Source organism: Crossiella sp. CA-258035 (assembly GCF_030064675.1).
Lineage (GTDB): Bacteria > Actinomycetota > Actinomycetes > Mycobacteriales > Pseudonocardiaceae > Crossiella.
The window spans coordinates 9,088,032-9,107,189 of the sequence record NZ_CP116413.1 but is presented as its reverse complement, the minus strand read 5'-3'; the positions used below and the strand labels follow the sequence as shown (position 1 = coordinate 9,107,189).

The window sequence follows — 19,158 nt, the reverse complement described above, 5'->3', positions numbered from 1 at the left end:
CCCCTCGTTTCGGGTAAGTGGGAAATCAGGAGCGGCGGATGGTGATGCCGCCGATGGAGGTGTGCGCGCGCAGCTCGACGGTCTCGTCGGCGGCCGTGGGCTCGGTGGTGCTGGTCAGCAGGTTGTGCACCTGGCCGAACTTGGTGGTCACGGCGAGCCGCGCGGCGGTGCCCTCGGCCAGGCCGATCTCCAGGTCGCCGATCGCGGTGTCGAGCTCCACCACGCCGCGGATCACCTCGCCGAGCTGGATGCTGCCGTTGGAGGTCTTCGCCTCGACGCCCGCGCCTGCCCGGTCCACGGTGATGTCCCCGTTCGCCGAGCGCACCCGCACCTGGCCGGCCGCGGCGGCGATCGTGGTGTCGCCGTTGGAGTTCCGGACCACCACGGTGCCCTCGACCTCGCCGAGGCGGATCTTCCCGGTGCCGGTGCGGACGTCGGCGTCGCCGGTCACCGCGGCCGCCGAGACCTGACCGGCCGAGGTGACCACCCGCAACGCGCCGGTCCGCTCCACCCGCACGCTGCCGATACCGGTCTTGAACCGGCACTCGCCGAGCAGGCCCGTGCCACGCAGGTCTCCGGCCTGCACCTCACCGGCGAACCGGGAACCGCTGGGCAGGTCGATGGACACCTCCACCGACCTGGTCTTGCGGGAGAAGTCGAACGGGCCTGCCTTCGGCCCGATGACCCGGAGCACGCCGTCCGCACATTCCACGCGGACCCGTTGCGCGGCCCGGACATCGGATGCGTCGGCCGCGTTGCGCGGGCGCACCTCGACCGCGGTGTCGGTCCGGTCGCTCGCGGTGATCCGCACGCTGCCGACGCCGAGTTCGAGCTCGACGGAGACCGGTTCGGGCGTCTGGAAAGTAGGCATGGCTGTCCCCCAGGAAGGCGGTGTGGTGGCCGGAGCTACGAGGTCAGCTCCATGAGTGCCACAATGGCACATTCATGGCACCACTGCAAGCCACCTGGGCTCTATCCGCGCAAAAAGTGGCACAAGTTGGCACCACTTAGGGGGAAATCCCTGGTGAAGCGCAGCACCACTGATGCGACCAGTGGTGCCAACGCGCCATTCCAGTCAGGGGTGCAGGACGACCTTGATGGCTCCAGAGGCCCGGTCGCCCGCCACCCGGAAGGCCTCGGCTGCCTCGTCGAGGGGGAAGCGGTGGGTGATCACCGTCTGCGCGATCTCGGGGTTGGCGGCGAGCAGGGCCGCGGCCTGTTCGGTGTCGCGGATGCCGTCGTGCCTGCTGTAGGCGATGGAGTTGAGGTAGGTCAGCTCCTTGACCAGGCTGGCGATGCCCGGGACGGGCACGGTGTGCTGGTACACGCCCAGCAGCACGACCCGGCCGCCGGGGCGGGCGAGCTCGGCGCACCGGGCGAGACCGGCCTCAGAGCCCGCGGCGTCGATCACCACGTCGTAGCCGCCGGTCACCGAGCCCGCGCCCAGGCGTTCCGCGGCCGTCCGCTGGTGCTCGTGGCGCGCCTCGAGATCGACCTCGAAGCCGTGCTGCCGGGCCGTTGCCGCGGCCAGCAACCCGATGCTGCCGCCGCCCACGACCGCCACCCGCTCCCCCGGCTCCAGCGCCGCGCTGCGGACACCGTGCCCGGCCACCGACGCGGGCTCCACCAGGCAGGCGTCCCGCACGTCCAAGCCCGGTGGCAGCCGGATGAGCATCTGCTCGGGAACGGTCACGGCCTCGCACATGCCGCCGTCCCGGAAGATGCCGAGCGTGCCGTGCTCGGGGGCGTCGCACCGCTGGACGTGGCCGGCGCGGCACTGGTCGCACTCGCCGCAGTAGACGGTGGGCTCGACGGCGTAGGACTGGCCGTCGGCGGTGGTGCCGGCGAACTCGTGGCCGTAGGTGTAGCCCTGCACGCCGCCCAGGGCGAAGTTGACGTCGGTCCCGCAGATGCCGATCGAGGCGACGGCGAGGCGGATCCCCGGACCTGCCGGCTCCTCGGTCTCGGCCACGACGATGCCCTGATCGGTGTTTCGTACGGCGCGCATGATGTTCCTTCCTCGTACCGTTATGCGAACGCGGTTAACTTAACTTAAGTGATGTGTGTTCGCATAGCGCTATCCTTGTCCGGTGGACGAACCGAGCAGGACCGCCGAGGCGCCGCGACCGGGAACGGCCGCCTGGTGGCTGGCCAGGGAGAGCGAACCCGCGCGGCAGCGGCGGCGGCGGTCACTGACCCTCGAGGGCATCCTCGACGCGTCCATGGCCCTGCTCGACGATCGCGGGGCCGCCGCGCTGACCATGCGCAACGTGGCCGAGGCGCTCGGCTGCACGCAGGCCTCGCTCTACCGGCACGTGCGCAACCGGGAAGAGCTGGTGACCCTGCTGATCGACCGGGCGATCAGCGTGGCCAGCACGCCGCCGCCCGAGGACGCGGACTGGGCCGAGCAGGCGGCGTGGTCGGCCCGCCTGTTCCGCGAGCACCTGCGCAGGCATCCCGGCGTGGCCTCCCTGCTGCGCGGGACCGAGCGGCTCGGCCCCAACTCACTGGCCGGGATGCAGTACGGCCTGGCCCTGTTCATCGGCGCGGGCCTGCGCCCCGGACTCGCCTCCGCCGCCGCCTCGGCGCTGGCCACCTTCGTCATCGGCTCGGTGCACTTCAACCTCGGACTCGACCGGCAGGACCCGGAGGAGAGGCGTCACCGGCGAGAGCTGTTCCGCTCCCGGGACGCCGCGGCCTGCCCGCTGCTCGTCCAGCACGCCGAGGTCCTCGCCGAGGTCGGCAGCGACGAGGAGTTCGAGGTCGGCCTCACCGCGCTGCTGACCGGGTTCCGCGCCCTGATCGAGCACGCGGACCACGCCTAGGCTGGCACGATGCGGAAACTGGTCTATGGCATGAACGTGACCCTGGACGGCTACATCGCCGCGCCCGGCGACGACATCAGCTGGGGCGGGCCGCCGAGCGACGAGCTGTTCCAGTGGTGGCTCGACCGGGAGCGGGCGATCGCCCTGACGCTGTACGGGCGCAAGCTGTGGCAGACGATGAGCTCCTACTGGCCGACCGGCGACCAGCAACCCGGCGCCACCCCGGCGGAGATCGAGTACGCGTGGAACTGGCGGGACACGCCGAAGGTGGTGTTCTCCGCCACGATCGACAAGGTCGACTGGAACACCCGCCTGGTCACCGGCGACGCGGTCGCCGAGATCAGCAGGCTCAAGGCAGGGGACGGCGGCCCGATGGGCATCGCCGGCGCGACACTGGCCGGGGCCGCCATGCGGGCCGGGCTGATCGACGAGTACGTGCTGGCCACCTACCCGGTCATGGTGGGCGGCGGCACGCCGTTCTGGACCCCGCTGGACAGCCGGCTGAACCTGAACCTGCTGGAGACGCGGACCTTTCCCGGCGGCGTGGTCCTGACCAGGTACGAGACGAGGCGCTGAGCGCGTCCGCTCAGGCGAGGAGCTCGGCGAGCCGGGCCATCTCGGTGGGAGGGTCGACCACCGGCTGGATGAGCAGCTCGTCGATACCGGCCTGGCCCAGGGTGGTGATGCGGGCGCGGAGGTCGTCCCGGGTGCCGACCAGGGCCAGCATGTTCATCAGCGAGGGCAGGACCAGGTCGCGGTCCTGCGGCGCGATGCGGCCGAGGTAGCCGGGGTAGAGCTTGGTGTGCCGGTCCGGCGCGGTGGCGGTGGTGCCCCGCCGGTCGAGCAGTCGCCGCACCGCTGCCCGTTCCTCCGGGCCGAGCTGCTCGGCGAAGGAGGGTGCGTCGGCGGCGAAGGCCAGCAGCGACAGCACGAGGTGGCCGGTCGCGTCGCGGGCCGCGTCGCCGTGGGGGTCCTCGTCCTCGCCGAGCACGTGCAGCGCGGTGACCAGGTAGGAATCCCTGGGAGAGCCGGGGTCTTGGGCGGCGCGGCGGCGGGCGTCGTGCAGCGCGCGCCAGGCGGCGGGGTCCAACAGGCCGAAGGAGATCAGGCCGGTGCCGCGGCGACCGGCCACGGCGGCGGCCTTCGGCCCGAGCGCGGCCACCACGAACTCGATCGGATCGGCGGTGTTCACCTGCGCCCCGGCGTGCAGGAACCGGACGTCGCGAACCCGGTCACCTTCGCGGTACCCGGTCGAGCCCCCGGCGCACAGGTCCTGCACCGCGGCGGTGAACTCCTCGAGCGCGGCCACCGTAGTCGGCGGCATACCCAGGGTGCGCCGGGCGGTGTTCCCGGTGCCGACCCCGCAGACGATCCGGCCCGGCGCCAGCGCGTTGAGGCTGGCGAACCCGCTCGCGGTGGCCGGAGCCGACCGCAGCGCCGGTGAGGTCACGCCGATGCCGAGCTTGATCCGGCTGGTGGCCTTCGCGCACAGTGCGAGCGCGACAAAGGGGTCGCCGTGGACCATCGGGGTGTCGTTGACCCAAAAACTGTGCAGCCCCAGCTCCTCGGCCAGCACGGCGAGGTCCGCCACCCCGGGCTGTGCCGTGACCACGACGCCTGCGCGCATGATGCCTCCACCGTGTTGCCGCGCGTCTCACCTGACGCGTCGTCATGCCGAGTCTGCGCTGACCTGAACCACGATCGCCCTGCGCCGTTGACCGCGTTCGGCATCAGTGTCGCGGTCCGGCAAAGACGCCCGTCAGCCCTGGGCCAGGTCGGTGAAGCGGCTGTAGTGCAGCTGGTGGGCGACCACGATGGTCGCGGTGGGGCCCGCTCGGTGCTTGGCGATGATCAGGTCGGCCTCGCCCGCACGCGGGTCGTCGCGTTCCCAGGCGTCCGGGCGGTGGATCAGCATCACCATGTCGGCGTCCTGCTCCAGGGAGCCGGACTCGCGGAGGTCGGAGAGCATCGGGCGCTTGTCGGTGCGCTGTTCCGGGCCTCGGTTCAGCTGGCTCATCGCGACCAGCGGCACCTCCAGCTCCTTGGCCAGCAGCTTGAGGTTTCGGGAGAACTCGGAGACTTCCTGCTGCCGGGACTCGACCTTCTTGCCGGAGGTCATCAGCTGCATGTAGTCCAGCACGATCAGCTTGAGGTCGTGCCGCTGCTTGAGCCGCCTGGCCTTGGCCCTGATCTCCATCATGGTCATGTTCGGCGAGTCGTCGATGAACAGCGGCGCCTCGCTGATCTCGCTCATCCGCCTGGCCAGCCGGGTCCAGTCGTCGTCGGTCATCCGGCCACCGCGCATGTCCGCCAGCCGGATCCTGGCCTCGGCGGAGAGCATGCGCATGACGATCTCGGTCTTGCTCATTTCCAGCGAGAAGATGACGCTGGACATGCCGTGCTTGATCGAGCAGGAGCGGGCGAAGTCCAGGCCGAGGGTGGACTTGCCGACGCCGGGACGGGCCGCGACGATGATCATCTGGCCCGGGTGCAGGCCGTTGGTCAGCGCGTCCAGGTCCATGAAGCCGGTGGGCACGCCCAGCGCGTTGCCGCCGCGGCTGGCGATCGCGTCGATCTCGTCCATGGTCGGCTGGAGCAGGTCCTCCAGCGCCACGTAGTCCTCGGTGGTGCGCCGCTCGGTGACCTCGTAGATGGCCGCCTGGGCCCGGTCCACCACCTCGGTCACGTCGGAGCCCTCCGCTCCGTGGTGGCCCAGCTGGACGATCTTGGTGCCGGCCTCGATCAGCCGCCGCAGCACCGCCTTCTCCGCCACGATCTCGGCGTAGTAGCCCGCGTTGGCCGCGGTGGGCACGGTGGCGATCAGGGTGTGCATGTACGGCGCGCCGCCGACCCGCAGCAGCTCGCCCCTGCGCTCCAGCTCGGCCGAGACGGTGATCGCGTCGGCGGGCTCGCCCCTGGTGTAGAGGTCGAGGATGCACTCGTAGACCGACTGGTGCGCGGGCCGGTAGAAGTCGTTCGGGCGGACCACCTCGACCACGTCGGCGATGGCGTCCTTGGACAGCAGCATGCCGCCCAGCACCGACTGCTCGGCCGCGAGGTCCTGCGGTGGTTGCCGCTCGAAGCCGCCGGAGGAGTCGCCGCCCCTGAAGTCACGGTCGTCCACCACGGCCACGGTCGTGCACCTCCACCAAAGCTCGAGCCCACCAGGATTCTGCTCGCGACCCCTGACAAGACGGCCGCCGGCCCGAGGAGCTCGGTCCGGCCCGGTCGTCACCGCGGGCGCGCAGTCGCGACGCTAGGTCCCCCGTCTGGAGCAGGCAAACCAGCCTGTGGATCGACCTGTGGGCAGCCTGTGGATGGTTGTGCACAGCTGGCCACAAGCGTCCCGTGCCCTGTGGACAACTTGGGGAGAACCTGCGAGGAAAAATCAAAGCCCGCTGGTCAGGGCCTGTGTGTGCGATGTGGAAAAACTAACCGGAACTCGGCCCGGCGTGTCGCGTATAACCGCGTTTACGGCGTGTCGCGGGCCGGGTGTCACAACCGACAAAACGTGCTGTGACGCTGAGACAAACGAGCACAGGCGCCTCCCGGATGGAGTAGCCCCGTTCGGGCGGCGCCTGTGCTCGATGTCGAGCAGAGCGTGCTCAGCCTGCGGCAACCACGAGGTTGACGTTGGCGGTGACCTCCGGGTGCAGGCGCACCGCGACGGTGTGCTTGCCGGTGGTCTTGATGTGGCCGGAGGTCTCGACCGAGCGCTTGTCCAGCGCCGGCCCACCAGCGGCCTTGATCGCGGCCACGATGTCCGCGGTGGTGACCGAGCCGAACAGCTTGCCGCCACCGGCCGCGGCGCGGCCGGTCAGCTGCACGGAGCCCAGGCCGTCGAGCGTGGCCTTGACCTCCTTGGCGTGGTCCAGGTCGCGGATCTTGCGACCCTCCTGCGCCCTGCGGATGGTCTGCACCTGCTTCTCCGCGCCCTTGGTGGCCACGATGGCCAGGCCGCGGGGGAGCAGGAAGTTGCGGCCGTAGCCGTCCTTCACCTCGACGATGTCACCAGGACCACCGAGGCCGGTCACGTCAGCGGTGAGAATGAGCTTCATCGCCAACTCCTCTCTATGGTCTCTTGGTCAGCGAGCGGTCGAGGTGTAGGGCAGCAGCGCCATCTCGCGCGAGTTCTTCACCGCGATGGCGACGTCCCGCTGGTGCTGGGAGCAGTTGCCGGTGACCCGGCGGGCACGGATCTTGCCGCGGTCGGAGATGAACTTCCGGAGCAGCGCGGTGTCCTTGTAGTCGATCAGGTGCGCGGTCTTGTCCTTGCAGAACGCGCAGACCTTCTTCTTCGGCTTGCGCACAGGCGGCTTAGCCATGTGTCGTCCTCCTGGAGCTGGACGTGGTCGTGTTCGGAGTCTCGAGGGGTGCGGAGCAGGAGCGCTGGCGAGGCAGCCGGATCAGAACGGCGGCTCGTCGTTGAAGCCGCCACCGCCACCGGAGCTGGCAGGCGGCGCGGAGCCCCACGGGTCGTCCGCGGGCGCGCTGCTGCCGCCGGAGGAGCCGTACCCACCGCCGCCGCCACCACCGCCGCCACCGCGACTGGCGCGGTTGACCTTGGCCGTGGCGTAGCGCAGCGAGGGGCCGATCTCGTCGACCTCCAGCTCGATGACGGTGCGCTTCTCGCCTTCCTTCGTGTCGAAGGAGCGCTGGCGCAGGCGTCCCTGGGCGACCACGCGCATACCGCGGGTCAGGGACTCGGCGACGTTCTCCGCCGCCTGGCGCCAGATGCTGCACCGCAGGAACAGCGCTTCGCCGTCCTTCCACTCGCCGCTGGCGCGGTCGAGCGTGCGGGGCGTGGAGGCGATGGTGAAGCTCGCCACGGCCGCGCCGGACTGGGTGAAGCGCAGTTCCGGATCGGCGGTCAGGTTCCCGACCACCGTGATTACCGTCTCACCAGCCATGATTCAGCGCTCTCCCGCCGTCAGGCCTTGGGGCCCTTGGACGCCTTGGCAGCAGCCTTCGCGGCGGCCTTGGCGAACTTGGCGGGGTCGCGGCGCAGGACCTTGGTGCGCAGGACGGTGTCCTGCAGGCCCAGCTGGCGGTCGAGCTCCTTGACCGCGTCCGGCGTGCTGTTGATGTCGATGACCGCGTAAATCCCCTCAGGGGACTTGTTGATCTCGAACGACAACCGGCGCTTGCCCCAGACATCGACCTTCTCCACGTTCCCGCCCGAAGTGCGGATGACGTTGAGGAAAGTGTCCAGCGTGGGAGCGACGGTGCGCTCATCCACGTTGGGGTCCAGGATGACCATCAGTTCATAGTGACGCACGTAGACCTCACCTCCTGTGGACTAATCGGCCACGGACGTTCCGTGGCAGGAGGGTCGTCGCGTCAGCAACCCGTGCAGGCTAACAGAGTCATGGTCGACCCTGACGAGCAGGTCTCCGCCCACTGCCCGTTGCTCCCAATCGGTGATCAGACCGTCCGCCGAAGTACCCAGGTACGCACCAGCGCGGCGGTCACCATGGCCAGCATCAGCACCGCGACCAGCACCGGAGCGGCCACCCGGCCGGCGCCGTCGACCGGCAGCGCGCGGGCCTGACCGGCCGAGGCCACCCCGTCGCCCTCCGGCAGCCCGTAGGCCCCAGGAGAGCCGGGCGATGCCTGCCCGTAACGCTCGCCCGGCGCCAGCGCGCCGAGTCCGCCCGGCGTGGCCACCGGCAGCCCCGAGTAGTCGTAGAGCGGCACCCGGCCGTAGTCGTAGAGGCCGCCGCCTTCGAGGCGCGGCAGCTGGAAGTCCGGGATCGGTGTGCCCGAGCCGAGCGTGCCGGGAGCGGGGGTGCCCGGATTGGTGCTGCCGGGCGGCGGGGTGCCGGTGCCGGGCTTGCCGGGTCCCGGCTGACCGGGGTTGGTGGTGCCGGGCGGGGGCTTCGGCGTGGTCGAGCCGCCGCCAGGCAGGTTCTTGGCCCCGTCCTGGATCGGCGCGACCGCGGTGTTCAGCGTCTTGACGGTCACCCCGCAGCCGCCGCTGAGCACCTGCTGCACGCCCTTGACCACCTCACCGAGGATCGGCCCGAGCAGCGGGATCCTGCGCAGCGCGTCCACCACCCCGTTGGCGATCTGGCCGCCGGTGATGAACCCGCCCTTGCCGTCGGGCACCGCGCCGATCGGGATCGGCGGCAGCGCGCGCACCGCCTTGTCCACCGCGCCGGCCAGCGGCGGCCCGAGCAGCGGCACCCGCTTGACCACCTCGACCACCGGCGCGGCCACCGCACCCGCGCTGAGCTGGATCGGCTGGCCCGGTTTGCCCTGGACGGTGGCCGAGCAGTCGCCGATCACGATCGGTTCCGCGGCCGCCGCCGAACCGGCGAATCCCACCAGGCTCACCAGCGCGAGCAGGGTGGAAGCCACGGAAAGCCGTGCGAGTCGAGCGAGCATGCCGATCCCTCCGGTGCGTACCGACCGGTAACGTCTCTGGGTCCAACGACGGTAGGACGACTAAGTGACGGTTGCCACTCCAATCCATGACGGAATGACACACAAGACTCCACTCGGGGCGTGGCCGTCAGGGGCGCCCACTACGCTCTCGGCATGCGCATCGGGGCACACGTCGCCGACGACAACCCGCTCGGCTCGGCGCAGGACCGCGGCGCCGAGGTCGTCCAGTTCTTCCTGTCCAACCCGCAGAGCTGGGAGTCACCCAAGCCGCACCCGCAGGCCGAGGCCCTGCGGGAGGCCGGGATCTCGGTCTTCGTGCACTCGCCGTACGTGATCAACGTGGCGTCGCTGAACAACCGGATCCGCATCCCCTCGCGCAAGTCGGTGGTGCAGCAGGCCGAGGCGGCCAAGGCTTCCGGCGCGCTCGGCCTGGTGGTGCACGGCGGGCACGTGACCAAGGGCGATGACCCGGCTGACGGCATCGCGAACTGGCGCAAGCTGTTCGAGCGGCAGGCCGAAGCAGGCGGGTTCGCGGTGCCGGTGCTGATCGAGAACACCGCGGGCGGCGACAACGCGATGGCCCGCAAGTTCGACATGCTGGCCAGGCTGTGGGACGCCGTCGGCGAGTTCGGCGCGGGCTTCTGCCTGGACACCTGCCACGCGCACGCCGCGGGCGAGGACCTGGTCGGCATCGTGGAGCGGGTCAAGGGGATCACCGGCCGGATCGACCTGGTGCACCTGAACAACTCCAGGGACGAGTTCGGCTCCGCGCGGGACCGGCACGCCAACATCGGCACCGGCACCATCGACCCGGCCGTGCTGGCCGCGGTGGTCAACACCGCGCAGGCGCCGGTGGTAGTGGAGACACCAGGCGACGGGCAGGCCGGCGACATCGCCTACCTGCGTGCCCAGCTACCCGCGTGACCCGCTTCGGCAGGACCGCGCTCGCCGCGCTGGTCCTGCTGTGCGGACTGCTGCTGCTCGGCGGCTACGCGAACAAGGCGCGCTGCGCCGGCCCTGAGTTCGACCAGTGGGGCCGCAGCGCGCCGGAGTACGCCAACCGGCACGGCGACCTCTGCTACTCCGACGTGCAGCACCTGTGGCTGGGCCGGGACGTGGACCAGCACGTCTTCCCCTACCTGGGCGGCGGCCTCGACGAGCAGGGCCAGCTGACCGGCGGCTCGGTGGAGTACCCGGTGCTCACCGGCCTGCTGATCTGGGCAGGAGCGGTCCTCGCGAACAACGACGCCGACTTCCTCTTCTACTCCAGCCTGCTGCTGGCCCCCTTCGGCCTGCTCATCGCCTGGCTGCTGGGCAGGCTGTCCGGCTGGCGCGCGCTGATCTGGGCGCTGGCCCCCGGCCTGGTGCTGCACGCCTTCCACAACTGGGACCTGCCCGCGGTGGCCTGCGCGGTCGGCGCGGTGTACGCGGTGCACCGGGGCTGGGGCAGGGAGGGCGCGAGCAGGCCGCTGGTGGAGCGGGCCGTGGTGGCCGGGGTGCTGCTCGGCCTCGGCGCGGCGCTGAAGCTGTACCCGGGATTCTTCGCGCTGCCGCTGGCGCTGTACGTGCTCACCGGCGGGCCGGACGGCCGCTGGCTGCCGGAGGGGCGGCGCTGGGACATCGCCGGCGCGCTGCGGGTGCTGGCCGCCACCGTGGTCACCGTGGCGCTGGTGAACCTGCCGTTCGCGGTGCTGGGTTTTGAGGGCTGGCGGGCCTCCTTCGTCTTCCAGCAGGAGCGCAAGGTCGACATCACCGCCAACTCGATCTGGTTCTGGGCCTTCCGCCCGGCCTCCGACCCGGCCAACACCGACTTCCAGCAGCTGGTCAGCTGGCTCTCGCCGACCCTGATCTGCCTGGCCTTCCTGCTGGCCTGCCTGGTCGGCTGGCTGCGCTGGACCGGCACCGGCGAGTACCCGTGGATCGGCGTCTCCGGCGCGATGCTGTGCGGGTTCCTGTTGCTGCACAAGGTGCACTCGCCGCAGTACACGCTGTGGCTGCTGCCCTTCTTCGTGCTGCTGGCGGTGCCCTGGGGCTGGGTGCTGGCCTACACCGTGGCCGACCTGGCCCTGGGCACCGGCGTGTTCCTCTGGTACCACGCGATCGAGTTCCAGCTGCCCATGTCGATCTACGACAGCCTGCCCGCGCAGGCGGTGATGATCGGGGTCTGGGGCAAGGTCGCGCTGCTGCTCGGCCTGTTCCTGGTGCTGCCGGGCAGTCGGATGACCTTCGAGCCGGAATCGGCGGATCGGCGGATGGCCCCGCTCTCAAGCCGCTGATTAGGTCGGATGAGTCCCGTCTAGGTGGCTCTAGGAGGCTCGCGGATGGTGTCGAACGGTAAGCGCTGGCTGGTCGCGCTGGGAGTGGTCGCGTTGCTGTCCTCGGGCGGCCAGGCCGTCGGTGAGCAGCAGGCGCCCGCGCCACCGGGCAACTGGGTCGGCACCTGGGCGGCCGCACCCTCGGCCGCGGTGCCCAACACCGAGTCCGGCTACCCCAACTACTCGATCCGCAACATCGTGCACACCAGCATCGGCGGCGCCCAGGTCCGGATCCGGCTGTCCAACGCCTTCGGCCGCGCGCCGGTGCTGTTCGGGCAGGTCACGGTCGCGCTGGCGGCGGGCGCGGACACCCCGAACGCGGTGCCCGGCACCATGCGCACGCTGACCTTCGGCGGCGAGCGGGAGATCACCGCGCCGCCGTTCGCTGACGTGCTCAGCGACCCGGTCGCGCTGACCGTGCCGCCGGATGCCAACCTGCTGGTCACCACCTTCACCCCGAACCCCTCCGGCCCGGTCACCTACCACTCGCTGACCATGCAGAACTCCTACTTCACCCGCAACGGCAACCACGCCGCCGCGGAGTCGGGGTCGGCGTTCACCGAGCAGACCCGGCAGTGGCACTACGTCTCCGGCGTGGACGTGCGCGCGCCGGGCGTGCGCGGCAGCGTGGTGGCCCTGGGCGACTCGATCACCGACGGCGCGAACTCCACCTGGGGCGCCAACCTGCGCTGGCCGGACCAGCTCGCGGACCGGATGAAGGCCGGTCCCGCGCACCTGCGGCTGGGCGTGCTCAATGCCGGGATCAGCGGCAACCGGCTGCTGCTGGACGGCGGCAGCTCCGGGGTGAACGCGCTGGCCAGGCTGGACCGGGACGTGCTGGCCGCCACCGGCGCCCGCACGGTGATCGTGTTCGAGGGCATCAACGACATCCAGCAGACGCCGCACCAGACCGACCCGAACCGGATCATCGCCGCGCTCAAGCAGATCGCGCAGCGGGCCAAGGACCGTGGGCTGCGGGTGCTCGGCGCGACCATCACCCCGTTCAAGGGCTGGTACTCCTACAGCGAACAGCTGGAGGCCACCCGGCAGGCGGTCAACCGCTACATCCGCAACAACACCGACTACGACGGCCTGATCGACTTCGACGCCACCATCCGGGACCCGCAGGACCCGCAGCGGATCAAGCCCGAGTACGACCAGGGCGACCACCTGCACCCCGGCGACGCCGGGTTCAAGGCGATGGCGAACGCGGTCAACCTGTCATCGCTGTAGCCGCGGCCTCGGCCTGCTCGCGCCGCTTCCGCGCGGTGCGGGCAGGCCCGAGCACGAACGCATCCGGCGCGCCGTCCAGCGGACCGCCTGCCGGATCGTCCACGCCGAAGGCGCGCACCCGGTCCAGCGCGGGCCGGTAGATCTCGCGCAGCACCAGCACGCACAGCAGGACCACGAAGATGTCCCGGATGACCACCGCGCCCAGGAACCAGTCCTGCGGCAGGCCCTTGTTGTCCGGGCCGAGGTAGAAGTACATCCGGGGCGCCCACACCAGCGCGTCCACCGCCATCCAGGCCAGCAGCAGCCGCCAGCGCGGCAGCGCGAGCACGGCCAGCGGCACCAGCCACAGCGAGTACTGCGGGCTCCACACCTTGTTGGTCAGCAGGAACGCCGCCACCACCAGGAAGGCCAGCTGCGCCACCCTCGGCCGCCGCGGCGCGGACAGCGCCACCCAGCCGATGCCCGCGCAGCACAGCAGGAACAGCACCGCGGTGACCGTGTTCAGCACGGTCGGGGTGGCGCCGGCCGGCAGCGGGCCGTCGAAGCCGCTCCAGCCGGTGAAGTACTGCACCACGTTGTAGAGGCTGTCCGGGTCCACCCCGCGCTCGGAGTTGAGCCGGAAGAACTCCCGCCAGCCGTCCGGGTAGAGGTAGAAGATCGGCGCGTTCACCGCGCCCCAGGCCAGCGCCGCGGTCCAGGTGGTCCGCCACCAGTGCCCCATCCGCCCCGATCTCAGGCACAGCACGAGCAGCGGCCCGAGGAAGAACAGCGGGTACAGCTTCGCCGCCGCGCCCAGCCCCAGCAGCACCCCGGCCAGCCCCGGCCGGTTGCGCGCCCAGGCCAGCAGCGCCACCGCGGCGAAGCCGGTGGCCAGGGTGTCGAAGTTGGTGAAGGCGTGCACCACCACCAGCAGCGAGACCGCGGCGATGGCGGTGTCCCACGGCCGCCGCCCGGTGAGCTTGAAGGTGGCCCAGATGGTGACCAGCCAGGCCAGCGCCAGCCACAGCGAGCTGAAGTTGAAGTAGACGATCACCGCCATGGCGCTGGGCAGCCAGCCGCTGTTGGCGATGGCCACCCAGCCGTGCGCGAGCTGGGCGTTGAACCACTGGAACAACCCGGAGATCACCGGGTACTCCATGTAGCGCACCTGCCCGTTGTCCTCCACCCAGGAGGTCTTGTACGGGAACAGCCCCTTGTCCAGCCGCTCGGCGGTGTAGAGCGGAACGGTGTCGGAGTAGCACATCGCCACGTACTGCCGGGAGTCCCGCCAGTCCAGCTGGGTGACACCCTGGTCGTCCACGTACTCCTGCACACACGGCGCCTTGGCCGTGTACGCCAGCGCCAGGGTCAGCGTGGCCAGCAGCAGCACGACCCGCAACGGCGTCCAGAACCAGTGCCGCCCGATCACCGCGTGCCGTCCCAGCATCCCGCCAACCGGCCTGCTGGCCTGCCGCGCCAACGGCTCCGACCAGGTGGCCACCTCGCGCTCGCGCGGGGTCAGCGACTCGGTGTCCGCGATCCGCTTGGGCGGCGCGGGCGGCGCTTCGCTCCGGTCGCCGACGGTGGCCTGCGGCTCGGGCTGCTCCGATGCATGGGACACCTGGCGGATGCTACGGGTTCGACGGTCGGGCCGTGACAGACCCGCAGCTAGCGAGCCAGCTGGCACGTGGGTAGCTCTTTGATCTCCACCTTCGCCGTGCCACCCGGCACCGGGCGGACGTGGAAGTCGAAGCACAGTTCGGCGCCCCGGCCGCCGAGCGGTCCGTGGCCAACCCCGTGAATACGGAAGATGACGTTGGCTTCGGCTCCGTTGCGCACGGTCGAGAGCAACACGCCGCCAGGCCGTGGTCTTGGTCCTTCAATTTCCGCATCGGTCAGCTCGCCGTCGGAAGCCGCGGACGCGAGGCGTTGCGCGGTTCGCTTGGCGGTGTCCCTGGCATCGGCAAGCCCTTCATCCGATCCCTCCTGAGATGCGGAGCGGACGGAGAGCACGAACCACAGCACGGGTAGCAGCACGACGGCTGCTACCGCGAAGGTCCACCCGAGGAGCCGCTTGGCTCCCCGGGTGGAGTTGTTCCGACCGGAACTGTTCAAGGTCAGAGGTATCCGATCCGCGGCAACGCCGCTTGTACCACCCGAGCGTATGCCGAGGTTCCATCCCGCTTCGGGTGGAAGCTTTCCCGGCTCAGGCACGCCCCGCCGCTGAACGGGATGCACAGTTTCGTCGGCTTGTCTCCGGAATGGAAGTCCCCGTTGCCGTTCGGTCCGAGGACGAACTTGTTGATCCATTCAGGATCATCACAGGCTCCGTGGCCGACGAACTCGTTGACCGGACTGGTGAACCCGATCGGGATACCGTCCTGGCTGGACAACCTGTTGACCAGGTCGGACTGCACGCTGGCCAGGTGGGCGGCCAGGCTGGCAAGTGCCGCGGTCTCGCCCCCGTCGAACCACAGCGTGCCGGAGCACTTGACGGTACGACTGAATATCTCTGGATAGCCAACCAGGAGGATCTTCGCGTTCTCTGCCTTTTGACGCACATCTCGGACGATCTTCTCGATCTGTGGGCCGACGCTGTCGATGAGTGCTTTGTACCTGGGTAAGAACGTCTCGTCCTTGCTGCAGTCGGGAACCGGGTAGGAACACTCGACGAGCGCATTCGTGAACGCGTCTCGATCGTTGCCGCCAATGCTCAGTGTCACCAGGGTCGTATGCTTGGTGAGCACTCCGGATTCGGTCTGCGGGAACTCGCGGAACTGCCCTTCACCGCGTTCGTACTGAGCCGGATTGGTCCAGGAACCCGGCTCGAAGCTGTACACGTTCTCAGTCCGGGCTCCGGAGCAGGCGACGAAGCCGAGTTCCGCCTGCGTGCTGAAGCCATCAGAGAGAGCGCCGAGACTGGTGGACACACGCGGCAACATCAACTTGCGTGGCCAGGCGTTGGCGCTGCGCCGACACGCAGCCCAACGCGGCTTGCCGTGGTTCGCGTCGGACTCCGCCGAGTAGTCACCCGCGCCTTCACCGGAGGTGTAGGAGTCGCCGATGCTCGCCACGATGTGCTGCGGTTTCTCGTCCATCTCCTGGAAGGCGATGGCGTCGAAGGCGATGTCCTCCTCGCCGTAGCCGTCCTTGGTCTCGGTGCTCAGTCGCACCCTGGGCACGCCGTCGAACTTGTAGACGCCTGCCGAGACCCACCGGTTGGCGAGCACTCCCTGGGAGAGGTATCGGGCATGGTCGAACCGGCCGTTGCCTTGGTCGATCAGATATTTCGCCTGCTGGGTGTGCGCCCCGTGGTCGGGAAGGTGGATCAGCACGCGAGCCCACTTGTGCAGCGGCCGGTTCAGTGTCCAGGTTCCGGACACCCGCAGCTTGCCGCCCTCATCGGTGGGCTTCCTGGTGTGGCCGAACCAGAAGTGGCCGCCGAAGCCGGCGCCGATCTGGTGGAGGTCCACTTTGGACGGATACATCCCCTTGCCGTCCCCGGCGAACTCGAGTGCGAAGCTGCCCTCGCTCTTCCACGCAGTTGAGTCGCAGTCACTTCGTACGCTGGGCGTGGTGTGCGGGACGTCATCGACAATGGCGGCGTTCTCAGGGAGACCTCGTCGGTCGCAGACAGGTGGGTAGCTGTTGCCGTCCTCCTGATAGGCGTAGCCAGGATCGAACCGCAGCAGTTCGTTGCCGCACTCCGAGGCGCAGTCGGTCTTCCAGCTGGCTGGCTTGTGGTACCAGCACTTCAGGTCGTACTTGTCCCGGATGCTCTTGTGCGCGCAGGGGCCGGCAAGCTCGCCTCGAACATTGCTGTCCGGATCGCCGGGCTCCCCTGGGTCATCCGGAGTGAACTTCTGGCCCGGCTTGCACCAGTTCGAGTCGTCACAGAAGAGGTTGACCGGAGGCTTGACCGCCTTCCGGTTGGCCACACCCGCCGTGGGACCGCCCGCCCACCATGCCTGGCGGTAACCGGCGATCAGTTTGCCGGGAGACTCGACCGATTCGATGGGATGTCCAGCCCAGCCAAGCACCTTCTCCTGGTACGGCCACAGGTTCGGCACCCGGGCATCGTCGTAACCGTTCTCCAGGAAGGGCGAGCGGTTGGCGGGGTACTTCGGGTTGACCGGGTTGTTGCCCCAGCCGACGCCCCAGGGGCTTCCGTCGCCACGGTCAGGGTGGAGGCCCGAGTTGTAGGCCCAGATCGCGAAGAACCAGTTCTCAAGGTACTGGGGCTCGCCCTCGTGAATGATCATTCCGGCTCGTCGGGTCTGGTTCCACTTGTCCTGCAGGATCCGCAGACCGGCCGCGATATTGGCCGCGAAGTCGAGCGCGACGGCGCGCTGTTGCGCGTACGGCAACGCGGTCTCGCCCCGCTTCTCCTTGCCCTTCAACCGCATGCCGTCAGTGACCTGTGCGACCCCATAGCCACAGTCCGCTCTTTCCCAGACGATGTCCCAGTCATCCTCGGTGAGCGGCTCGCCGTTGGGCTTCTTGTTGTAGATGTCGCGGCCGTGGAAGTTGCCGATCAACGGGTTGGCCGTCACGCCGGGCAGTGCGGAACGCCCGGCCTGCCAGAGATTGGACTCCTGGGCGAGGATGCCGAGGAAGACCTGGGCTGGCACGTTGCCGCCACCGTCCAGTGAGATCGGCGGGAACAGGCCCTGCGGGGTGTAGGCGGGCATGCCGAGGTTCTTCCAGTTGGCAGGGCGCAGCACGTGCAGGCTATTACGCACGGCCTGGTTCGCCGCCCACTCCACCTGCCGTGGTTTGGGCTGCATGGCCTGGTTGGCGACGTCGTTGCGCGGCACCGAACAGAACCGTTCCTCCTCGACCGGGTTGGCCGGATCACCAGTCGCGCGGGACTGCAACGGCGTGCTGCTGGCGAGTTTGGGATGAGGAGACCTGCCGGCGGCGTCCGGCCCAGCCGAATCGGCCGGGTCCACGGCGAACTCCAGACTCTTCCCCGTCGCCTGAACCTTGGCCTCGATCCGGATTTCACCGGTCACGGCCACCGCTTCCGTCGAACGTGGGTCGACGCCGCCGGTCCGGCCAATCCCGGTCAGAGCGAGCTTGCCCAGCGTGGAGACCGTTGTGTCCTTGGCCTCCGCCAACACACGGACCGCACGGGGCAGCGGAGCGACGGTGTCCGTCCGGCCGGTGATGAACACCGAGCCATCCGCGGAACCAGTCAGGCCAAGTTCGGTCAACGGTCCGCTCGCGAGGGTTTCCGTTCGGGTGCGGCCCACTGAACGTCCAGGAACAGGAACAGGAACTGCCCGGCGAACGAATGCCCTGTCTCCCTCGCGGTCCATGAAGACCACGCCACCCTCAGCGTCCGAACGAACGCGGAAAGGCGTCGAAGCGGAGCGAGCCAACAACATCCGTTTTCCGTCCGGCAGCACGCGGACGAGGCCATCGCGGTCCGCGGCCACGATGCCGTCCTTGGTCGGCACTGGCGAGGTCAGCTGACCCGGCACGTCCACAGGTTTGCTCAGCACGCCCTGGGCAGCATCGACCTGGAGCAACCGGATCTTTCCGCTGTGCTCCGTGCCGTCCTGGGTGAGCACCGCGGTCTCGCCTGCGCCGCAACCCGGGTTGTAGTAGGCGAGGGATGCCAGTAGTGGCAGCTTCCGCACCTGGCCGGACTCCAGGTCCACGATCGCGGTGAATCCACCGCGATCAAACAGCTCCGCCTTGTTGGTGAAAGCCCGCGGAGCGTAGACCACGACCAGGCGCCTGCCTGAGCTGGTGACACAGCCGTTCCCCAGCCACCGATCGGTGTCGAAGCCAGGCTCGGACAGGGATGCCGCCGTCCGCCATGCGTAACCGGCACGGGCCTCGGCCACCATGATGTGCAAGCCGTCCGCATCGCCTGCCAGCGTCCATGCGCGATCGGCGGACTGCTGCCAGCCACCTCCGAGCAGTTCGTTTCGGCGACCGGGCGCGACCTCGCGGGCTTGCTTGGCAACGTGAGGCGAAGCGGAGGACGTGGTCGGAACCGCTAGCGGCCGGGCGTCAGCTACCTGCGCTGACGATGCCAGCAGCAGGATTGGCATAGTCGCGTAGAGCGACCTTCTTAGCCAGTTTGACAGCACAAATCCTCCCCAATTCGGCTGTTTTCGAGCAGCACTATTCCTCCGTATGGAGGAGCCATTACGGAGTGTGATTGTGTAAGTGGAGCCCCCTGTTTGCCTCGGGTGAAACCCGAGCTGACGCAGCTTGGCAGAGATGGCATCCACCCGATTTGCTACGTGATGCAGATCACTCCATCATGATCGACAATCCTGACGCTCGAATGGAGTAGTTGACAGTTTCGTGACCTAGGTCCTAGGGTCCGATCAGGGGTCATGACGCCTGAAAAGGCGATCATGAAGCACGGGGGTGCGGGGGAGGGGCGATATCATCATTCC

The 19,158-nt window shown here is 69.3% G+C and carries 17 protein-coding genes; 5 read left to right on the top strand and 12 right to left on the bottom strand.

Features of this window, described 5'->3' with window-relative positions; all coding sequences use genetic code 11:
* Positions 1 to 25: 25 nt before the first annotated feature.
* Complete coding sequence (locus tag N8J89_RS41400) at positions 26 to 871, bottom strand: DUF4097 family beta strand repeat-containing protein (protein WP_283662293.1); 846 nt, start codon at positions 869 to 871, stop codon at positions 26 to 28.
* Between the two features lie 204 nt (positions 872 to 1,075).
* A complete protein-coding gene (locus tag N8J89_RS41395; RefSeq protein ID WP_283662292.1) occupies positions 1,076 to 2,008 on the bottom strand; it encodes a zinc-dependent alcohol dehydrogenase in 933 nt (310 codons plus the stop codon).
* 82 nt (positions 2,009 to 2,090) lie between these two features.
* On the opposite strand from N8J89_RS41395, the gene N8J89_RS41390 reads away from it, so the two are divergent.
* Entirely contained in the window at positions 2,091 to 2,825 is a 735-nt protein-coding gene (locus tag N8J89_RS41390) for a TetR/AcrR family transcriptional regulator (RefSeq protein WP_283662291.1), read from the top strand.
* A gap of 9 nt (positions 2,826 to 2,834) precedes the next feature.
* Positions 2,835 to 3,401 carry a dihydrofolate reductase family protein gene (locus N8J89_RS41385; protein WP_283662290.1) on the top strand — a complete coding sequence of 189 codons (567 nt, stop codon included), beginning with the start codon at positions 2,835 to 2,837 and terminating at the stop codon, positions 3,399 to 3,401.
* Positions 3,402 to 3,411: 10 nt separating this feature from the next.
* Here N8J89_RS41385 and N8J89_RS41380 read toward each other — a convergent pair whose 3' ends face one another.
* From N8J89_RS41380 to N8J89_RS41350, 7 genes are all read right to left on the bottom strand, one after another.
* Positions 3,412 to 4,452, bottom strand: a complete 1,041-nt coding sequence (locus N8J89_RS41380) for an LLM class flavin-dependent oxidoreductase (RefSeq protein ID WP_283662289.1) — start codon at positions 4,450 to 4,452, stop codon at positions 3,412 to 3,414.
* A gap of 132 nt (positions 4,453 to 4,584) precedes the next feature.
* Complete coding sequence (gene dnaB, locus N8J89_RS41375; protein WP_283662288.1) at positions 4,585 to 5,958, bottom strand: replicative DNA helicase; 1,374 nt, start codon at positions 5,956 to 5,958, stop codon at positions 4,585 to 4,587.
* 472 nt (positions 5,959 to 6,430) lie between these two features.
* Entirely contained in the window at positions 6,431 to 6,883 is a 453-nt protein-coding gene (gene rplI / locus N8J89_RS41370) for a 50S ribosomal protein L9 (RefSeq protein ID WP_252483606.1), read from the bottom strand.
* Between the two features lie 27 nt (positions 6,884 to 6,910).
* The gene (gene rpsR / locus N8J89_RS41365) at positions 6,911 to 7,150 is read right to left on the bottom strand and encodes a 30S ribosomal protein S18 (protein ID WP_086781836.1); all 240 of its coding nucleotides are present in this window, start codon (positions 7,148 to 7,150) and stop codon (positions 6,911 to 6,913) included.
* An 81-nt stretch (positions 7,151 to 7,231) separates the two neighbouring features.
* Positions 7,232 to 7,735, bottom strand: a complete 504-nt coding sequence (locus N8J89_RS41360) for a single-stranded DNA-binding protein (RefSeq protein WP_283662287.1) — start codon at positions 7,733 to 7,735, stop codon at positions 7,232 to 7,234.
* Between the two features lie 20 nt (positions 7,736 to 7,755).
* On the bottom strand, positions 7,756 to 8,103 hold the full coding sequence (gene rpsF, locus N8J89_RS41355; protein ID WP_283662286.1) for a 30S ribosomal protein S6: 348 nt from the start codon (positions 8,101 to 8,103) through the stop codon (positions 7,756 to 7,758).
* A 146-nt stretch (positions 8,104 to 8,249) separates the two neighbouring features.
* Positions 8,250 to 9,212 (bottom strand): hypothetical protein, encoded by a 963-nt coding sequence (locus N8J89_RS41350; RefSeq protein WP_283662285.1) that lies wholly within the window; start codon positions 9,210 to 9,212, stop codon positions 8,250 to 8,252.
* Between the two features lie 153 nt (positions 9,213 to 9,365).
* On the opposite strand from N8J89_RS41350, the gene N8J89_RS41345 reads away from it, so the two are divergent.
* The 3 genes from N8J89_RS41345 to N8J89_RS41335 are packed head-to-tail and all read left to right on the top strand — an operon-like array spanning position 9,366 to position 12,760.
* Positions 9,366 to 10,136: a deoxyribonuclease IV gene (locus tag N8J89_RS41345; protein WP_252483610.1), complete on the top strand. Its 771-nt coding sequence runs from the start codon at positions 9,366 to 9,368 to the stop codon at positions 10,134 to 10,136.
* Entirely contained in the window at positions 10,133 to 11,488 is a 1,356-nt protein-coding gene (locus N8J89_RS41340; protein ID WP_349497432.1) for a glycosyltransferase family 87 protein, read from the top strand. Before N8J89_RS41345 ends, N8J89_RS41340 begins: the two co-directional genes overlap by 4 nt.
* Positions 11,489 to 11,533: 45 nt before the next feature.
* Positions 11,534 to 12,760 carry an SGNH/GDSL hydrolase family protein gene (locus N8J89_RS41335; protein ID WP_283662284.1) on the top strand — a complete coding sequence of 409 codons (1,227 nt, stop codon included), beginning with the start codon at positions 11,534 to 11,536 and terminating at the stop codon, positions 12,758 to 12,760.
* On the opposite strand, the gene N8J89_RS41330 is transcribed toward N8J89_RS41335, so the two are convergent.
* The 3 genes from N8J89_RS41330 to N8J89_RS41320 form a co-directional block, all read right to left on the bottom strand.
* Positions 12,741 to 14,279 (bottom strand): glycosyltransferase family 87 protein, encoded by a 1,539-nt coding sequence (locus tag N8J89_RS41330; RefSeq protein ID WP_283666379.1) that lies wholly within the window; start codon positions 14,277 to 14,279, stop codon positions 12,741 to 12,743. The genes N8J89_RS41335 and N8J89_RS41330 overlap by 20 nt on opposite strands.
* A gap of 128 nt (positions 14,280 to 14,407) precedes the next feature.
* The gene (locus N8J89_RS41325) at positions 14,408 to 14,776 is read right to left on the bottom strand and encodes a hypothetical protein (protein ID WP_283662283.1); all 369 of its coding nucleotides are present in this window, start codon (positions 14,774 to 14,776) and stop codon (positions 14,408 to 14,410) included.
* Between the two features lie 80 nt (positions 14,777 to 14,856).
* Positions 14,857 to 18,804 (bottom strand): SGNH/GDSL hydrolase family protein, encoded by a 3,948-nt coding sequence (locus N8J89_RS41320; protein ID WP_283662282.1) that lies wholly within the window; start codon positions 18,802 to 18,804, stop codon positions 14,857 to 14,859.
* Between the last annotated feature and the right edge of the window lie 354 nt (positions 18,805 to 19,158).